The following is a 15425-nucleotide window of genomic DNA, read 5'->3' on the forward strand; positions in this document are numbered from 1 at the left end:
GCTAGTTGGGAAGGCGGCGGTTGAGGAGCAGTCCGGTAAATGCCGCTGCCAGTATCAGCATTCCTTCCAGTCGTACCCAGCTTGCACTGGCATCACCCTTGATGGTCTCGTATCCGATCTGCTGTTGCAGTGATGCGTACACCTGCCTGAGCTGACCAACTGATGAGGCCGAGTAGGTTTCGCCACCCGATAGCTCTGCGACCTTGGCCATCATGTCCGGCGCCCACGGAACGGGTTGGCGTTGGCCATTGATATCGACGGTGCCGTCCGCGGTGCCGAAGGCAATGGTCGAGATCGGCACACCTTGTTCTCTGGCGGTGCGGGCGGCGGTGTAACAGCCTTTGGGATTGTCCGGATTCGACGGCACGGTTTCCTTACCGTCAGACATCAGGACGATGCGCGCGGGCGCCTTGTTGTCACCACCTATCACCGCTCCAACGGTGGCTATTGCCTGAAGTGCCGTGAAGATCGCCTCACCGGTACCGGTGCGTTCGATGAACTGCAACTTCGCGATGGCGTCCACAGTCGCTTGATGATTGGTCGTGGGCGATACCAATATTGTCGACGTACCGCCAAAAGCTATCAGCCCCAGGTTAATTCCGGAGGTGAGCTTCTGGGCGAACCCTTTGGCGGCCTCCTGGGCAGCGGCCAACCGCGTGGGTGTGACATCGGTGGATTGCATGGATGGCGAGACATCGATCACCAACATGACGACGGCCCGGTTGCGGGGAGTCCGTACATCGTGGGTCGGTCCGGCCAGCGCGATGGTGAGAACGATCAACCCGGTCAGTAGTAGTGCCGCGGATGTGTGGCGCCACAGACGTGGGCGTTGTGGGGCCACCGAGTCCAACAGCTCGGTATTGGCGAATCTCAGCACCCTTTTGTGGCGAAGGCGCTGTGCCACAACGTATAACGCGGCCAATATGAGGACAATTAGCAATACCAGAAAGAACCACGGATGGGTGAAACCCGAGAGCGTCATCGGCCCGAAAAAGGGGATGTTCATCGTTCAGTCGGACTGACCGCGACGTGACGGGGCAGGGCAAGGCTCATAGCGAAGCTGCTTTCTCAAACGAAAACTCAGCCTCGTCAACCGATTACGAACTACGCCTGGTCCAGGAGGCTGTTAGGGAATACGTACTGTGATATGGACTTCCGCAGGACGTCATATCGTCCCCTCACCTCCTTCACGCCAGGACGCATCGCGTCATCTTCACCACACCACCAGGTGCGCCCACGACAAGAAGGAAAACCGATCTTGTGATCAAGAACCGGCTCACACCCCTCTCGTCAGAGCTTCGGCACTACACGACGTAATCCGGCTACACCGGAAGCCACTTCGGATCACCCCTTAGGCCGGGGAGATCTGTCCTAACCCTGGGCGTCTCTCGACGTCGTCGGATCAGTGGCCTATGTTCGCGCAGGAGCCTCGCCTAGCGAGGTGCTAACAGCCGAACTGTAAGCCACCCACGTATCGCGGTCAAGGTTGGTCAATGGTGGAGCGCTCAGACCCGTCATCGTGCAACGATGAGGCATGAACAGTGCGGACAGGCTGTTCTTACGAGCGGCCGGGCTCATCGTCCTGGTCGCGCTGTCCGTCGTGGCGCTACGCAGTTATCTACCGGAGCCGTCGGTCCTTTCGCGGCCCCAGGAACGTCGCACTCAGCATCATTCAATAGCGTTGCAGCTCTTGCTGTGTGGTGCCGCATCCATCCTCATACTGTTGAGCCTTCGGCGGCAACGGCCCAGAATGCCGCTGCCGCCCGAGAGTCCACCGTATTTACGGTTGCGGGGTTTGACCCGACGCGAAGTGATCATTGCCGTCGCTACCGCACTTGGTTTGTTGGTTGCGGTGTGGGCCTCGCTCTATGCGATGGGGACGACGGGGGAAGGTGCCCCACCCGAGTCCACCTCGCGCAGCGCCGAATCGCGGCAGTCCGACGCCGAACCGGGTAAGACACCGGGCGACGCACCACGACGGGAGGAGCCCGAGGTGCCCATGGTGGTCCTCGGCGTGGTGTTGATCGGTATCGCCGCCACGATCTTCGTGCTCAGGCGCCGCGATCCGGACGCCTTCGAGGGCGGCACCGATCAATCCGCGCCACCCCAAGGCACCGATGCGACACCCGGATCGCTGGCGCACCTGGTGGAACTCGGCCTCGCCGAGGTCGCCGAACCGGGCCGCGATCCGCGCGCATCGATCATTGCCTGCTACGCGGCCATGGAGCAGGGACTTACCGCGGCGCCCGAGGCCGCACCACTGGTGTCGGATACCCCATCGGAAGTCCTGCAGCGGGCGGTCCATATCGGTGCCCTCCAATCGCAGGCCGGCACTCAGCTTGTCTCGCTTTTCTCGGAGGCCCGGTTTAGCCCGCATGAGATGACGCAGGCCGATCGCCAATCCGCGGCGCGATGGTTGCAGACCGTGTTGGACGATCTACGGAGCCGACAATGAAATGGCTCGTCCCGGCCGTCCTGCTGATGGTGGTCTTGACCGAAGCGGCTGTCGCCGCCAGTCCACTACGCGCGTTCACTCTGCCGATCAGCGGCGTGGTCGTCGGGATCGCGCTGTACCTGCTGTGGAGATACCTGCGCGACGCGCGCGACCCCGGCCCGTCTCCCCCACTCAGCCTTCCGGCCGACGAGACATTGCGACGGTGGCATGCCCGCGCCGAAGCCAGAATCAGTTGGGCCGAGCGGACACGCGGCGACTGGGACCGGCAGCTTCGCCCCCTGATCGCGGCGGATTTCGAGACGGCGGCGGGCCATCGGCAGTCGAGGGATCGCGCCGCGCTGGCGGCGACCGGCCGCATGACCTTTGGCCCCGAGCTGTGGCGTTGGGTCGATCCGAACGGAGCCTCGGACGCGGACCGATCCGAACCCGCGCCCGGCCGAGCGGTACTGCAATCGATCCTCGAACAATTGGAGCGGATGTGACAACGGTTCCGGTTTCCGTCGCTACCCAGCACGCGGATGCGGTGCTGACCGAGATCGAGCGGGTCGTGGTCGGTAAACGCGCTGCGCTGCAACTTATTTTGCTGACGATCCTGGCCCGCGGGCATGTGCTCATCGAGGATCTGCCGGGTCTAGGCAAGACGTTGATCGCCCGATCGTTCGCCGCCGCGCTGGGGCTGGATTTCGCCCGCGTGCAGTTCACTCCCGATCTGCTACCCGCGGATCTGCTGGGCTCCACGATCTACGACATGTCTTCGGGCCTGTTCGAATTCCGGACCGGGCCCATCTTCACCAATCTCCTGCTGGCAGATGAAATCAACCGCACCCCACCCAAAACACAGTCGGCACTGCTGGAGGCGATGGCCGAGGGACAAGTCAGCATCGACGGTGAAACTCGCAGACTCCCCTCCCCATTCGTGGTGCTGGCGACGGACAACCCGATTGAGTACGAGGGAACCTATCCCCTGCCCGAGGCCCAGCTGGACCGGTTCGCGGTCCGGTTGCAACTCGGGTACCTGCCCGAGGACCTTGAGATAGAAATGCTGCAACGCCGATTGAACCGGGGATCGACGCCGCCGACGGTGTCACAAGTGGTCGCCGCCGACGACCTCATCGCGATGCGGGAAGCGGTGGAACAGGTTTCGGTGCATCCGGATGTTCTGCGCTACATCGTCGCACTGGCCGCGGCGACGCGCAGTCACTCACATGTCGAGGTTGGAGCCAGCCCGCGCGCCGAACTCGACCTGGTGCAGATGTCGCGGGCACGCGCCATGCTGCTCGGCCGCGACTTCGTGATCCCCGAGGATGTCAAGGCGCTCGCGGTGCCGGCGGTGGCGCACCGAATCAGTCTACGGCCCGAGATGTGGGTGCGCCGCATCACCGGCGCGCACGTGGTCGACGAGCTGTTGCACCGGCTGCCGGTACCGCGAGCATCCGGATGATCGCCTGGCGCGCATCACCGCTGGTATCGGCGCTGGCCGCGTGCACCGGTGTCGCGCTGGCACTCGCGGTGGTGACGGGCCGCTGGCAACTGATCGTGTTCGCGGCGCCATTCATCGGCGTGCTCGCCGCGGGCGCCCGCCGACCCTCGGGCGCGCGGGTGCGGGTTGCCGACGAGTCAGAGCCATTGCGATGCTTGGAATCTGAGGAGGTGGCCGTTGCCGCGTCGATCGAATCTGCCGAACCGGCCGTGGTGTACCGGGTGCGCCCGGCGCCCGTCGACGGTCTGCAGATCGATGCGGAGCCGAGGGCGGCGCCTCACCAAGTGGCGATGCGAGTGTCGGCCGAGCGGTGGGGCCGGTACATCATTCCCGTTGAGGTTCAGACGGTCTCGACATCTGGTCTGTGGGTTGGCGCCGCGGTGACGCTACCTGCCGCGGAGGTGCGGGTGTATCCCTTGTCGGATCCGCAAGATGTCGCGGTGCCTCCCGCGGATCTGCCCGACCGGATTGGCACGCACCTGACGCGACATCACGGACCCGGAGTCGAGTACGCGGATATTCGTGAGTACGTCCCGGGTGACTCGCTGCGCACGGTCAATTGGCGGGTCAGCGCGCGACGAGGGCGCCTGCATGTCACCGACCGGCTGACGGATCGGGCCGCCGATGTTGTTGTGCTGATCGATACCTATGCGCAGCCGTCAGGTCCGGCGACGGTGGCGACCGAGCGGTCCGCGCGTGGTGCGGCCCAGCTCGTACAGTCGGTGTTGCAGCGTGGTGACCGCGCCGGCGTCGTCTTGTTGGGCAGTGCGCCACGCTGGCTTGCTCCGGACATCGGCCGACATCAGTTCTACCGCCTGCTCGATGCGATTCTCGATGCCGGAGAGTGGCATTCGCAGAGCGCCAGTGCTCTTGCTCCGCGCGCCGCCGTGCCGCCCAACGCGATCGTAGTGGCGTTTTCGACGCTGCTGAACGCCGACTTTGGTTTGGCACTGACCGACCTGCGGCGGCGCGGGCATCCCGTCTTGGTGGTCGACGTGCTCGACCGTCTGCCCTTTCGCGAGGACCCCGATCCGATCGTGGCCCGATGGTGGCGGTTGGAACGCTCACGGATGTACCGCAATATCGCGGTGACCGGGGTTGATGTTGTCGGCTGGAGCCACGGCTCCGGGCTCAATCACGCGATGCATCTGCTGCCTCGGCGCCCGCGCAGGGGACGACGCCGATGAACCTGCGCGTGATACTGGCCGCCGCTCTCGGACTTCTCATGGTGCTGGCAGCCGTTGACGGGATTCTGGTCTCGGCTTGTGCGGCGGTTTTGGTTCTGGTCGGCCTTCGGTGGCGGACGTTCGCGACGCTGGCCGTGCTGTTCGTCATCGGCGTCCTGGCTTTCGGTGATTCGTCCCCGGCGCTGGCGATGCTCTCCGGGCTGGCTGCGGTGTTGTATCTGCTTGCCGCATATCCCCTGCACTGGCCGCCCCGGGTGAATGCCCTCAAATTTGAGGTGATCATTCCCGCCGTGATGTTCGGCTGCGCGGCACTGCTGGCGGCGGCGATACCCGCGGGGCGCTCGTCGTGGCTGCCTTTGGCGGTGCCGGTCGCCGTCGTACTCATCTACGTTCTGGCCCTTCGACCATTCATTCAGAGCAGTGGTGGTGCGGTAGAGCGGTAGACGGTCCCCGTCGGTGTTGTGATCTCGACGGTATGCCGGTCTGAGCCGGGCACCGGCACCGCGGTCCAACCCGGCGTCTCCTTGACGTAATTGCATCGCTCGCACAGGCCTTGGCCGTTGTGCAGTGATGTTGCGCCTCCCCCTGCGCTACTCACCACGTGATCGTGGTGACGAATCGGCGCATCGCAGTACGGCGTCCGACATGTCTGATCGCGCACATCGATCAGCTCGGATAATCCCTTGGGGAATAACCGACTTCGTGACTCCGCGCTCACCAGCGTGCCACTGCCGCAGCGCCGATACAGCCGCCGCGCCAGAACCTTGGCGCCCGAGCTCACCGCCTCGGATATAAGCCTGCGCGCCACCGCCGCCGGGACGGGTCCATAACCCGCGACAGCGGCGGGCTCATCGCCGCCGCCCAGCAGCGCCTCGTCGGAGATCGTGATGTTCACGCCCACCGGAACCGCTTCTGCAGATGCCACTCCCGTCACGCGCTCCACCAAGGTGTCGGCCATGATCTGCCCCTGGCCCCGAACAGGATCCATCGACATATCGGCGGCCCGCTTGAGAGCGGCATAGACGGCCACGCCCTGCTTCATCGGAAGCAACGCCGTCAAATACGTCATGGTGTCGGGCGCAGGACGGATGGATACCCGGCGTTCGTTCTCGGCCCGGCGTGCTCGGCGCACCACGGCCTCGGCATCCAGTCGATATGCCAGGCGCTTCGCGTCCGCGGTAAGCCGGGCATCGCCCAATCCGCGGAGCCGAGATTGGTCTGCGCACATCTCGACATCAATCTTCTGCCGGTCTTCGACGGCAAGATATGCGGTTTCGCGCACCAGGATGGTTGCGCGCCATTCGCTGAGCGCACCGCACTCCAGTGCGGCAAGGGTGTGGGGCATCTCGTTCACGAGCGCCTTTGCAAACCCGAGGTGACGACCGCCGCGCGCCGGCGAGTCCTGTCGCGCCAGGGCGACCTCCGCCGCGACGCCCGCGCCCTGGCGCCGACGCGGCACCCCGTTGGCGGCCTCGTCCTCGCGGCGCGCTCGGTCGAGCTGCACCGCGGCACGAGCCTGCTCCGCAGCGGCGCCGGCCTTCACGCGCTCCAACTCGGCGATTCGTTCGACGAGCCGAGTCGCAAGGGCGGCGGGATCTCTTCGTGACACACCACAAACGTTAATCGAACATCAGTTCGATAGTTGTTGATTTCGATTGTTGTACACAACCATTCGAACGCTCGGCAAGTTATCCACAATCTTACCGATTGGTGGACATCGACATCTGAACGCGCTAAGAGCTCGGAGCCGCGAGCCGCGCCAACTGCACGGTCGCCCCACGTAACTCTTCGATCGAGTCAATCGGCTCGACATAGCCGACTCGAGTCACCGACCAGCCCCGCGGAGTGCTCACCCGAATGTCCAGCCCATACCGGTCCGCTCCCTCACATCGAGCCTCGGTGGCGTCCGGATAGCCGCCCAGCCGCTGTGCCATCGCGAGCAGCGCCTGCCCGTGGTCGTCATTCAGGTGATTGACAGCGCCTGCGGCCTTGGGCGAGACGGGATCGGGTGCGGCCGCCTCGTATTCGGTGCCACTGGCCGAGTCCATGCGGCCGTAGCCGCCGACCCAACGCACCCGTTCGACATCCAGGACCCACACCGAGAAATCGCTGTAGTCGATGTAATACCGGGCGGCCGGCACGCCGACGATATGTGCCTCACGCGCGGCCGACAACTCTTCCGGACTGGGCCGGCGCACCTTCCCCGCGAGGGTGATCCGGGTGTTCGCCAGCGGATCGTCGGGTGGATTTGGCGCCACAATGGAAACACTTGCCCGAGCATCACGTATCAGATTTCGGCCGTGCTCGGCCATTTGCGAGACGCACAGCACCGGCGCCCCGCCCAGCAGCCCGTAGGTGACCAGCGAAGCCCACGGGTCACCGTCCGCGGACAGACTTGCCAACGTCGCGGTATTCGTCGACGCCGCTACCGTCCTGGCCTCCTCAGCCGCTGAGGGACGCGCCGGATTGGCGACAGCCGTCAGGGGCGGAGCAATGGTGGGCGCATCGCCCGGATCACCGTGATCGCGAGAAGCCATGGCGACAGCCTAAGTCAGGTACGAGGTCTCATTGACGAGTCGCACCGATGCCGGCCCGTCCGAATAGAACTCGGCGATGCTCAACGACGCCAGATCTAGGTGCAGCCGGTACAGCAGACTCGGCCCGGCATCGAGTGCCAGACGCAGCAGCGTCTTGATGGGCGTGACGTGCGAAACAACCAAAACCGTTGCGCCGCCGTGCTCGGCGATGATTCGGTTACGTGCGCGCCGCACCCGGTGGTGCACGCTGTCGAAGCTCTCCCCTTCCGGCGGAGTCACCGAGGTATCGCTGAGCCACTGGGCGTGTAGCTCGGGGTCACGCGCGGAAGCCTCGGAGAACGTCAAGCCCTCCCACTTGCCGAAGTCGGTCTCGATCAGATCGTCATCAACCGTCAACGGGACTCCCAGCGCGCCGGCTGCCGCCGCGGCAGTCTCCTTCGCGCGGCTCAACGGCGAGCTGACGACGGCCGCGATACCGCCACGGCTCGCCAAGTACCGTGCGGCCCTCGCGGCCTGCTCAGTACCCAGCTCGGTCAGCTCGGGGTTTCCGCGGCCGGAGTACCGGCGCTGCACCGAAAGTTCGGTCTGGCCGTGTCGCAACAACAGCATCCTGGTGGGCTTGCCACGCGCCCCGGTCCAGCCCGGCGCGGTATCTGCAGGCTTGGCATCCCCAGTTTCCTTGGTTTCCTTGGTTTTCTTCGGCGCCTTCGGTTCGATGCCACTGGCGCGATCCATCGCCTCGTTGGCCAACCGGTCCGCGTGCTTGTTGCGTTCCCGCGGAATCCACTTGTAGCCCACGGATTCAAACTGCATCGCCGCGGTGACGGCCTGCTGGTAGAGCACGATCAGGTCGGGATGCTTGACCTTCCATCGTCCGGACATCTGCTCGACGACGAGCTTGGAATCCATGGAGACGCTCACCTCGGTCGCACCCAGCCGGGCCGCCTCGGCCAATCCCGCTATCAGACCGCGATATTCAGCGACGTTGTTGGTCGCGTGGCCAATCGCCTCGCACGCCTCCGCCAGCACGGTCTCGTGATCTGGGGCGAAAACCACCGCACCATATCCGGCTAATCCTGGATTACCGCGTGAACCACCATCGGCCTCGACGAGAACCTTCACAGGCGGACCAGAATCGCGCCGCACTCGGAGCAACGCACCACCTCATCGGCGTCGGCCGCCGAGATCCTGGACAGTTCACCGCGGTCCAGCTCGATGCGGCAGGCGCCGCACTTATTGCCCTGCAACAGCCCGGCGCCCGGGCCTCCCGAACGACGTTGCCGTTCATAGGTCTCCAGCAGTGGCCCATCAATGGAGGCCGCCAAGCCGTCGCGACGCTGCCGAACCTGGTTCTCCTCGGCGTCGGTATCGATGGTGATCGCACGTTGGATCCGTTCGATCTCCGCCACCCTCTCGGCGATCTTGTCGGCCTTGGCCTGCGCCGAGGCCTGTTGCCCCTGGAGCTCCTCTCGGCGCTCCATTAGCTGCAGTTCGGAGTCCTCCAGGCTGGTCTGACGACGTTCGAGGGTGTCCAGCTCATGCTGAATTTCGGTGAGTTCCTTGGGGTTCGTGCTGCCTGACGCCAGCAGAGAACGATCACGGTCCTCCCGCTGACGCACCGCGGTCACCTCGGCGTCCAGCTTGGCAACCTGTGCGTCCAAGTCTTCCAACGCGATACCGAGTGCGCCCACCTCATCGAGAATGCTCCGCTGCTGCGCCTGCAGCTCGCCGTGCTCCTGGCGTTCGGGTGGATTCGCGCGCCGGTGCGCAATGCGTATCAATTCGGCATCCACCGATGCCAGGTCGACCAGTAGGCGCTGCTGTGCCGCAACTGCTTTCATACGTGTTCTTCTTTCTCTGGACCGCCCAGGGTCCAAGGGTCTGTGCGAACTGGAGAGATGCGTGTCGTCAACTTCTCTCCGAATTCGGTGTCGAGCACTCGCGCCGCCTGCGCGCACCACGGGAATTCGCTGGCCCAGTGGGCGACGTCGACCAGCGCTACGCTACTTGCCCGGGCATGTTCGTCCGCCGGATGGTGCCGCAAGTCGGCGGTGACGTACGCGTCGACTCCGGATCTGACCGCGGTATTCAACAGCGAGTCACCCGCACCACCGCAGACCGCGACCGTCTGGATCGGAGCATCCGGGTCACCGGCGGCCCGGGTCCCCCACACTGTTGCCGGTAGTGCGGACCGGACGCGGGATACAAAGTCCCGCAGAGATTCCGGTTCGGACAACGCGCCCACCCGACCCAGTCCGATGCCGGCCGGTGCTGGCGCCATGGGCAGTACGTCGATGGCGGGCACCTCGTATGGGTGGGCGGCGCGGATCGCGGCGAACAGCTCACAGCGCAGCCGCGACGGGGCAACCATTTCCACCCTGTCCTCGACGACCTGCTCCACGACACCGTGCGCACCAATCGTCGGATCGGAGCCCTCCAGCGGCCGGAACTGGCCGGTGCCGGTGGCACTCCAGGAGCAATCCGAGTAGGCACCGATATGCCCCGCACCGGCGTCGAACATGGCGCGGCGCACGGCGTCCGCGGATGGGGTGGGCACAAACACCACCCACTTGTCGTAGTCGGCGAGCTGCGGGGCCAGCACCGAAGTCACCTCCAGCCCAAGAGCTTCGGCCAGGGCGTCGGATACACCGGGATTGGCCGAGTCCGCATTGGTGTGCGCGGTGAACAGTGCACCGCCCGAGCGAATGAGGCGATGGATCAGCGCGCCCTTGGGCGTGCTGGCCGCCACCGTGTCCACGCCGCGCAGCAGCAGCGGGTGGTGCGCCAGCAGCAGATGCGAACCGACGCTATCCATCTCATCGACCACCGCGACCGTGGCGTCGACGGCGACGGTTATGGTGTCGATCTGCTGGTCCGGGTCACCACAGACCAGACCCACCGAATCCCAGGATTCGGCCAATGCCGGCGGATACGCCGCGTCGAGCGCGCCGATGATGTCCGCGAGCCGCACACCCACTACAAGATCTCCTTCATCGCTTGCACCAGCTCCGGCCATTCGGGCCGCACGGATACCCGCAAGTAATCCCCGTCCAGACCCACAAAGGTGTCGCAGCGTCGAACGGAAATATTCTTGACCGCCAAGTGTTTTCGCATCAACTCCGCGTTGGGCACGGCCACCAGCAGGAACGGCGCGACACCCTCCGTGACCGAGAAGCCCAACCCGCGTAGCGCATCAGCCTGCTGGCGTCGTGTCTCGACGAGACGCTGCGCGTCCCCGGCGGCATGCCCAACTGCTTCCGGGGTACTGCAGGCCGCGAGCGCCTCCAGCTGCAATGTGCCCAGAGGCCAATGCGCACGCCCCCGTGCAAGCCTGCGCAACACCTCAGGATCGCCGACGGCATAGCCCGCACGCAATCCGGCAAGCGCCCACGTCTTGGTGAGGCTGCGCAACACCACAAGACCGGGCAGGCGCACCGAGGCCACCGACTCCGGCTCGCCGGGCACCGCATCCATGAAGGCCTCGTCGACCACCACGATTCGCCCCGGCCCCTGCAATGCCAGCAGCTGCTCGCGCCCATGCAACACCCCGGTCGGGTTGGTGGGGTTGCCCACCACCACCAGATCGGCAGCCACGGGCACCCGGGGAGGGCCAGCGCCGTCGAGGGTGAACAGTGGCGGCAACACCACATGATCGATAGGGACCCCGGCCTCGGCAAGGACAGCTTCGGGTTCGGTGAACCCCGGCGCGAACACCGCCGCCCGTCGAGGATTGAGCCGAGGCAGCATCGCGAAGCCCTCGGCCGCCCCGGCCAGCAGCAGCACCTCATCGTGCCCGCGACCATGGCGTTCGGCGATCGCGGCAATGGCACGTTCCTCATCGGCGCGGCGCGGGTAGCTGCCCAGCTCGTCGAGCCGGGAGACGAGCCGGTCACGCAACCACTGCGGCGGCGACGCGGCGCGCACGTTCACAGCGAAGTCCAGGACGCCGGGTGCCAGCGCCTGGTCGCCGTGATAGCGCACTCCCTTTCGCGGCCCAGTCATGTCTCGACACTAATGTAGGGGGGTGGCTCCTCCGATGCTGGTGATCTTCGATCTCGACGGCACCTTGACCGACTCTGCACCGGGGATCGTCTCCAGTTTCCGCCATGCACTCAGTCATGTCGGCGCCCCCGAACCCGCAGGTGACATTGCGTCGCGGGTGGTGGGGCCGCCCATGCACATCACACTCGGTTCCATGGGGCTCGGCGAGCGTGCCGATGACGCGATAGCCGCTTATCGGGCCGACTACGGCGAACGCGGCTGGGCCGTCAACGCGATGTTCGACGGAATTCGCGATGTGCTGACTCGGCTGCGGGAAGCCGGGGTGCCCATGGTGGTCGCGACGTCGAAGTCCGAACCGATTGCCGCGCGCATCCTGGAGCATTTCGAGCTTGCCGAGTTTTTCCAGGTTATTGCCGGTGCGAGCCCCGACGGTGTCCGCTCCAGCAAGGCCGACGTGATCGAGCACGCGCTGTCCCAGCTGGACGATGTGCCCTCGACCGGTGTCGTGATGGTCGGCGACCGGGTGCACGACGTGGAAGGCGCGGCCGCCCATGGGATCGGCACCGTCGTTGTCGACTGGGGCTACGGAGCAACCGATTTCGAAGATGATGCACCGAATTCCAGTGATCTTTCCCGGTGGATCATCGGGCGCGTGGGCACTCCTCAGCAGCTGTTGGAGGAGCTTCATGTCTGAGTTGCATGTCACCTTCGTGTGCACCGGAAACATCTGTCGCTCCCCCATCGCCGAGAAGATGCTGGCCCATCAGCTGGCCGAACGCGGACTGGGCGATCGGGTCCGCGTCACCAGCGCCGGCACCGGCGATTGGCATGCCGGGCAGCCTGCCGACGAACGCGCGGCCAGCGTGCTGGCCGAGTACGGCTACCCGACGGCCCACACGGCGGCCCAAGTCGACGACGATCATCTGAGCGCCGATCTCATCATCGCCTTGGCGCGCAACCACTCCCGAATGCTGCTGCATCTGGGGGCCGACCCCGAACGGGTGCGGCTGCTGCGGTCCTTCGATCCTCGGGCCGGCCGCGCCGCGATGGATGTCGAGGATCCGTACTACGGCAGCCGCGAGGATTTCGTGGATGTACTCACGGTCATCGAGGCGGCGATGCCGGGTCTGCACGAATGGGTCGACGAGACCCTCGCGGAGCGTGAGAACAGCTGATGCGACGGCTCGCGTTTCTGCTGCGCCCGGGATGGATCGCCCTGGCGCTGGTGGTCGTCGCGTTCGCGTATCTATGTTTCACGGTGTTGGCGCCATGGCAGCTGGGTAAGAACACCAAGACCTCCCGCGAGAACAACCGCATCGCCCAGTCGGTAGGCGCCGATCCGGTGCCACTGAAAGACGAGCTGCGGCCCGACAGTTCAATGCCCGAGGATTCCGAGTGGCGGCGGGTGACGGCGACGGGCCACTATCTGCCGGATCAGCAGGTGCTGGCCCGCTTGCGGGTGGTCGACGGCAAGCCAGCCTACGAAGCGCTGACGGTGTTTCAGGTGGACGGTGGCCCCGCGATTCTGGTGGACCGCGGTTACGTGCGCCCGGAGCAGGGCACCAGCGTGCCCGCGGTGCCCGCAGCACCGACAGAGCGGGTGACCATCAACGCGCGGCTGCGGGAACCCGAACAGCAGTCTGAGAAGGCGCCGTTCCTGGAAAACGGTCAATACCAGGTGTATTCGATTGTTCCGGTTCAGGTTTCGACGCTGTTGAAGACTCCGCTTGCCGGCCCCTATCTGCAGCTTTCCGAGAATCAGCCGGGCGGCCTGGGGGCGATCCCGCTGCCGCAGCTCGATGCCGGGCCGTTCCTGTCGTACGGCATCCAGTGGATCGCGTTCGGAATTCTGGCGCCAATCGGCTTGGGGTACTTCGTGTTCTCCGAGATCAGACAGCGCCGCGCCGCTGCCGCTGCGGTGAAAGCAGTGAAACCCGGAACGCCACAGACCACCGAGGAACGGCTGGCCGACCGTTACGGACGGCGCTGACCCAGCGCCGTCATCACCGCGGCGACGGCCGTCAGGTTCTGGACCGCGCGCGAAAGCCGCACGGCCTCATATACATCCCCGATCCGTGGGGGTGCACCATTGCCGAGCACCGGACGTGTCTCCTCGCCGTAGGGGTACCGCAGGGGGCCTCCGAGCCGCACACCAAGAGCTCCCGCGAAGGCCGCTTCCGCGACGCCGGCGTTAGGGCTGGGGTGGCTACGCCCGTCGCGCAGACAGACACGCAGCGTGGCGACCGGTGAGCCTCCGAGAAATGGGGCGGCCACCGTCGTGGCCAATGCGGTAACCCTGGCGGGAAGCAGGTTCATCAGGTCGTCCAACCGTGCTGCCGCCCAGCCGAATCGCAGGTACCGGGTCGACTTGTGGCCGATCATCGCGTCGAGGGTGTTGGCGGCGCGGTAGGCCAGCACCCCGGGCACCCCACCCAGGGCCGCCCATACCAACGGACCGGTGTGGGCGTCGGAGGTGTTCTCTGCCAAAGATTCCACGGTGGCGCGGGCCATGCCGCCAACATCGAGCAGATTCGGATCGCGGCCGCAGAGCGACGGAAGCAACGCGCGCGCATCGTCGATGTCGTTGTCATAGAGATGTTCTGACATACCCGCGCCCACCCGGGCCAAAGACGTCCCGCCGAGCGTGGCCCAGGTCGCGACGGCGGTCACGGCGACAGTGGCCGTCGCGGACCGGCGCGCAGCGCGTTCGGCGACCCATCCCGCGACGGTGACAACGGTCAGCAGTGCGGCGGTGTGGGCCGTGCCGGCGAGCTTGGAGTCACGGTAGGTGTACGTCTCCAGCGCGGCGGCGGCCTGCCCGAATCCCGCGACCGGATGGAACCGCTGGGGGTCGGCGAAGCAACGATCCAGTGCGTAGCCGAGGGCGATACCCGCGGCGCGGAATCCTCGGCGCGACACGTCGTAACCCTATAGAATTTGCTGCGCAATGAAGCACTCGCCTGCCAGGCTCGTCGACCTGGTGAACCCCGCTTCGTTGTTGTTGCCTGCCTCGAACGTCATCATGCAGCTGTCGCATCCGGGTGTCGGATACGGAGTGCTGGAGAGCCCCGTGGACAGCGGCAACGTCTACAAGCATCCGTTCAAACGGGCCCGAACCACCGGGATGTTCCTGGCGGTCGCCACGATGGGCAGCCGCCGTGACCGCGAGATAATGAAGCGTGGTGTCGATGCGGTGCACCGGCAGGTGCGCTCGACGCCCGCGAGCCCGGTGAAGTACAACGCCTTCGACCCGGACCTGCAGCTGTGGGTGGCGGCGTGCCTGTACCAGTACTACGTGCAGGCCTATGAGTCGCTGCATGGTCCGCTCGACGATGAGACGGCCGACGAGATTTACCGGGATGGCGCGCGCATCGGCACGGCGCTGCAGGTGCGGCCGGAGGCGTGGCCGCCCGACCGGGATGCCTTCAATGACTATTGGAAGCGCTCGCTGGATGAGCTGCGCATCGACCCGCCCGTACGCGAGCACCTGTTGGGGGTGGCGTCGTTCAAGATGCTGCCGTGGCCACTGAGCATGGCCGGACGGTTCAATCTATTTGCGACCAAAGGGTTTCTGCCTCCGCAGTTCCGCGAGCTACTGCAGGTTTCGTGGACGGATCGCGATCAACGGTTGTTCAATACGCTGCTGGGTGTGCTGCGGGTCGTCGATCGGGTGATGCCGGAGCCGCTGTGGACGTTGTCGTATGCCCTGCTCATCTGGGACATGCGATTGCGCGAGCGCATGGGCAAGCCGGTCGTTTAAGCTC

Annotated in this window: 17 protein-coding genes and 1 riboswitch; of the genes, 9 read left to right on the forward strand and 8 right to left on the reverse strand. The window is 65.5% G+C overall.

The window, feature by feature from the left end:
* Window position 1: 1 nt before the first annotated feature.
* Window positions 2-1006, reverse strand: a complete 1005-nt coding sequence (locus BKG76_RS01040) for a VWA domain-containing protein (protein WP_070935184.1) — start codon at window positions 1004-1006, stop codon at window positions 2-4.
* 269 nt (window positions 1007-1275) lie between these two features.
* Window positions 1276-1448: riboswitch (M-box (ykoK) riboswitch) on the reverse strand.
* An 86-nt stretch (window positions 1449-1534) separates the two neighbouring features.
* Between BKG76_RS01040 and BKG76_RS01045 the strand changes: the two genes are divergently transcribed.
* From BKG76_RS01045 to BKG76_RS01065, 5 genes are read left to right on the forward strand one after another with little or no spacing between them, the layout of a single operon-like run.
* A complete protein-coding gene (locus BKG76_RS01045; RefSeq protein WP_070935186.1) occupies window positions 1535-2455 on the forward strand; it encodes a DUF4129 domain-containing protein in 921 nt (306 codons plus the stop codon).
* Window positions 2452-2937, forward strand: coding sequence for a hypothetical protein (locus BKG76_RS01050; protein ID WP_070935188.1), 486 nt, complete (start codon window positions 2452-2454; stop codon window positions 2935-2937). The genes BKG76_RS01045 and BKG76_RS01050 overlap by 4 nt, the downstream gene beginning before the upstream one ends.
* Window positions 2934-3896 (forward strand): AAA family ATPase, encoded by a 963-nt coding sequence (locus BKG76_RS01055; protein WP_070935190.1) that lies wholly within the window; start codon window positions 2934-2936, stop codon window positions 3894-3896. Before BKG76_RS01050 ends, BKG76_RS01055 begins: the two co-directional genes overlap by 4 nt.
* The gene (locus BKG76_RS01060) at window positions 3893-5122 is read left to right on the forward strand and encodes a DUF58 domain-containing protein (protein WP_070935192.1); all 1230 of its coding nucleotides are present in this window, start codon (window positions 3893-3895) and stop codon (window positions 5120-5122) included. The genes BKG76_RS01055 and BKG76_RS01060 overlap by 4 nt, the downstream gene beginning before the upstream one ends.
* Window positions 5119-5565 carry a hypothetical protein gene (locus BKG76_RS01065; RefSeq protein ID WP_070935194.1) on the forward strand — a complete coding sequence of 149 codons (447 nt, stop codon included), beginning with the start codon at window positions 5119-5121 and terminating at the stop codon, window positions 5563-5565. The genes BKG76_RS01060 and BKG76_RS01065 overlap by 4 nt, the downstream gene beginning before the upstream one ends.
* On the opposite strand, the gene BKG76_RS01070 is transcribed toward BKG76_RS01065, so the two are convergent.
* The 6 genes from BKG76_RS01070 to cobC form a co-directional block, all read right to left on the reverse strand.
* A complete protein-coding gene (locus BKG76_RS01070) occupies window positions 5535-6731 on the reverse strand; it encodes an HNH endonuclease (RefSeq protein WP_070935195.1) in 1197 nt (398 codons plus the stop codon). The two genes, BKG76_RS01065 and BKG76_RS01070, sit on opposite strands and share 31 nt — an antisense overlap.
* A 124-nt stretch (window positions 6732-6855) precedes the next feature.
* Window positions 6856-7659, reverse strand: a complete 804-nt coding sequence (locus tag BKG76_RS01075; protein ID WP_070935197.1) for a HugZ family pyridoxamine 5'-phosphate oxidase — start codon at window positions 7657-7659, stop codon at window positions 6856-6858.
* A 9-nt stretch (window positions 7660-7668) separates the two neighbouring features.
* Window positions 7669-8781, reverse strand: a complete 1113-nt coding sequence (locus tag BKG76_RS01080; RefSeq protein WP_070935198.1) for a bifunctional RNase H/acid phosphatase — start codon at window positions 8779-8781, stop codon at window positions 7669-7671.
* Window positions 8778-9500, reverse strand: a complete 723-nt coding sequence (locus BKG76_RS01085; protein WP_070935201.1) for a zinc ribbon domain-containing protein — start codon at window positions 9498-9500, stop codon at window positions 8778-8780. Before BKG76_RS01085 ends, BKG76_RS01080 begins: the two co-directional genes overlap by 4 nt.
* Entirely contained in the window at window positions 9497-10636 is a 1140-nt protein-coding gene (locus BKG76_RS01090) for a Nif3-like dinuclear metal center hexameric protein (protein WP_083337868.1), read from the reverse strand. The genes BKG76_RS01085 and BKG76_RS01090 overlap by 4 nt, the downstream gene beginning before the upstream one ends.
* Window positions 10636-11661 carry an Rv2231c family pyridoxal phosphate-dependent protein CobC gene (gene cobC / locus BKG76_RS01095; RefSeq protein WP_070935204.1) on the reverse strand — a complete coding sequence of 342 codons (1026 nt, stop codon included), beginning with the start codon at window positions 11659-11661 and terminating at the stop codon, window positions 10636-10638. The genes BKG76_RS01090 and cobC overlap by 1 nt, the downstream gene beginning before the upstream one ends.
* Window positions 11662-11695: 34 nt before the next feature.
* Between cobC and BKG76_RS01100 the strand changes: the two genes are divergently transcribed.
* From BKG76_RS01100 to BKG76_RS01110, 3 genes are read left to right on the forward strand one after another with little or no spacing between them, the layout of a single operon-like run.
* Window positions 11696-12355 carry an HAD-IA family hydrolase gene (locus BKG76_RS01100; protein ID WP_070935206.1) on the forward strand — a complete coding sequence of 220 codons (660 nt, stop codon included), beginning with the start codon at window positions 11696-11698 and terminating at the stop codon, window positions 12353-12355.
* On the forward strand, window positions 12348-12836 hold the full coding sequence (locus BKG76_RS01105) for a low molecular weight protein-tyrosine-phosphatase (protein ID WP_070935208.1): 489 nt from the start codon (window positions 12348-12350) through the stop codon (window positions 12834-12836). Before BKG76_RS01100 ends, BKG76_RS01105 begins: the two co-directional genes overlap by 8 nt.
* Window positions 12836-13651 carry an SURF1 family cytochrome oxidase biogenesis protein gene (locus tag BKG76_RS01110; RefSeq protein ID WP_070935210.1) on the forward strand — a complete coding sequence of 272 codons (816 nt, stop codon included), beginning with the start codon at window positions 12836-12838 and terminating at the stop codon, window positions 13649-13651. The genes BKG76_RS01105 and BKG76_RS01110 overlap by 1 nt, the downstream gene beginning before the upstream one ends.
* Here BKG76_RS01110 and BKG76_RS01115 read toward each other — a convergent pair.
* Complete coding sequence (locus tag BKG76_RS01115; RefSeq protein ID WP_070935212.1) at window positions 13636-14580, reverse strand: cobalamin biosynthesis protein; 945 nt, start codon at window positions 14578-14580, stop codon at window positions 13636-13638. The two genes, BKG76_RS01110 and BKG76_RS01115, sit on opposite strands and share 16 nt — an antisense overlap.
* Before the next feature lie 28 nt (window positions 14581-14608).
* Here BKG76_RS01115 and BKG76_RS01120 point away from each other — a divergent pair, with 28 nt between their 5' ends.
* Window positions 14609-15421, forward strand: a complete 813-nt coding sequence (locus BKG76_RS01120; RefSeq protein WP_070935214.1) for an oxygenase MpaB family protein — start codon at window positions 14609-14611, stop codon at window positions 15419-15421.
* Window positions 15422-15425: the final 4 nt, after the last annotated feature.

Source organism: Mycobacteroides franklinii, assembly GCF_001853795.1.
Lineage (GTDB): Bacteria > Actinomycetota > Actinomycetes > Mycobacteriales > Mycobacteriaceae > Mycobacterium > Mycobacterium franklinii.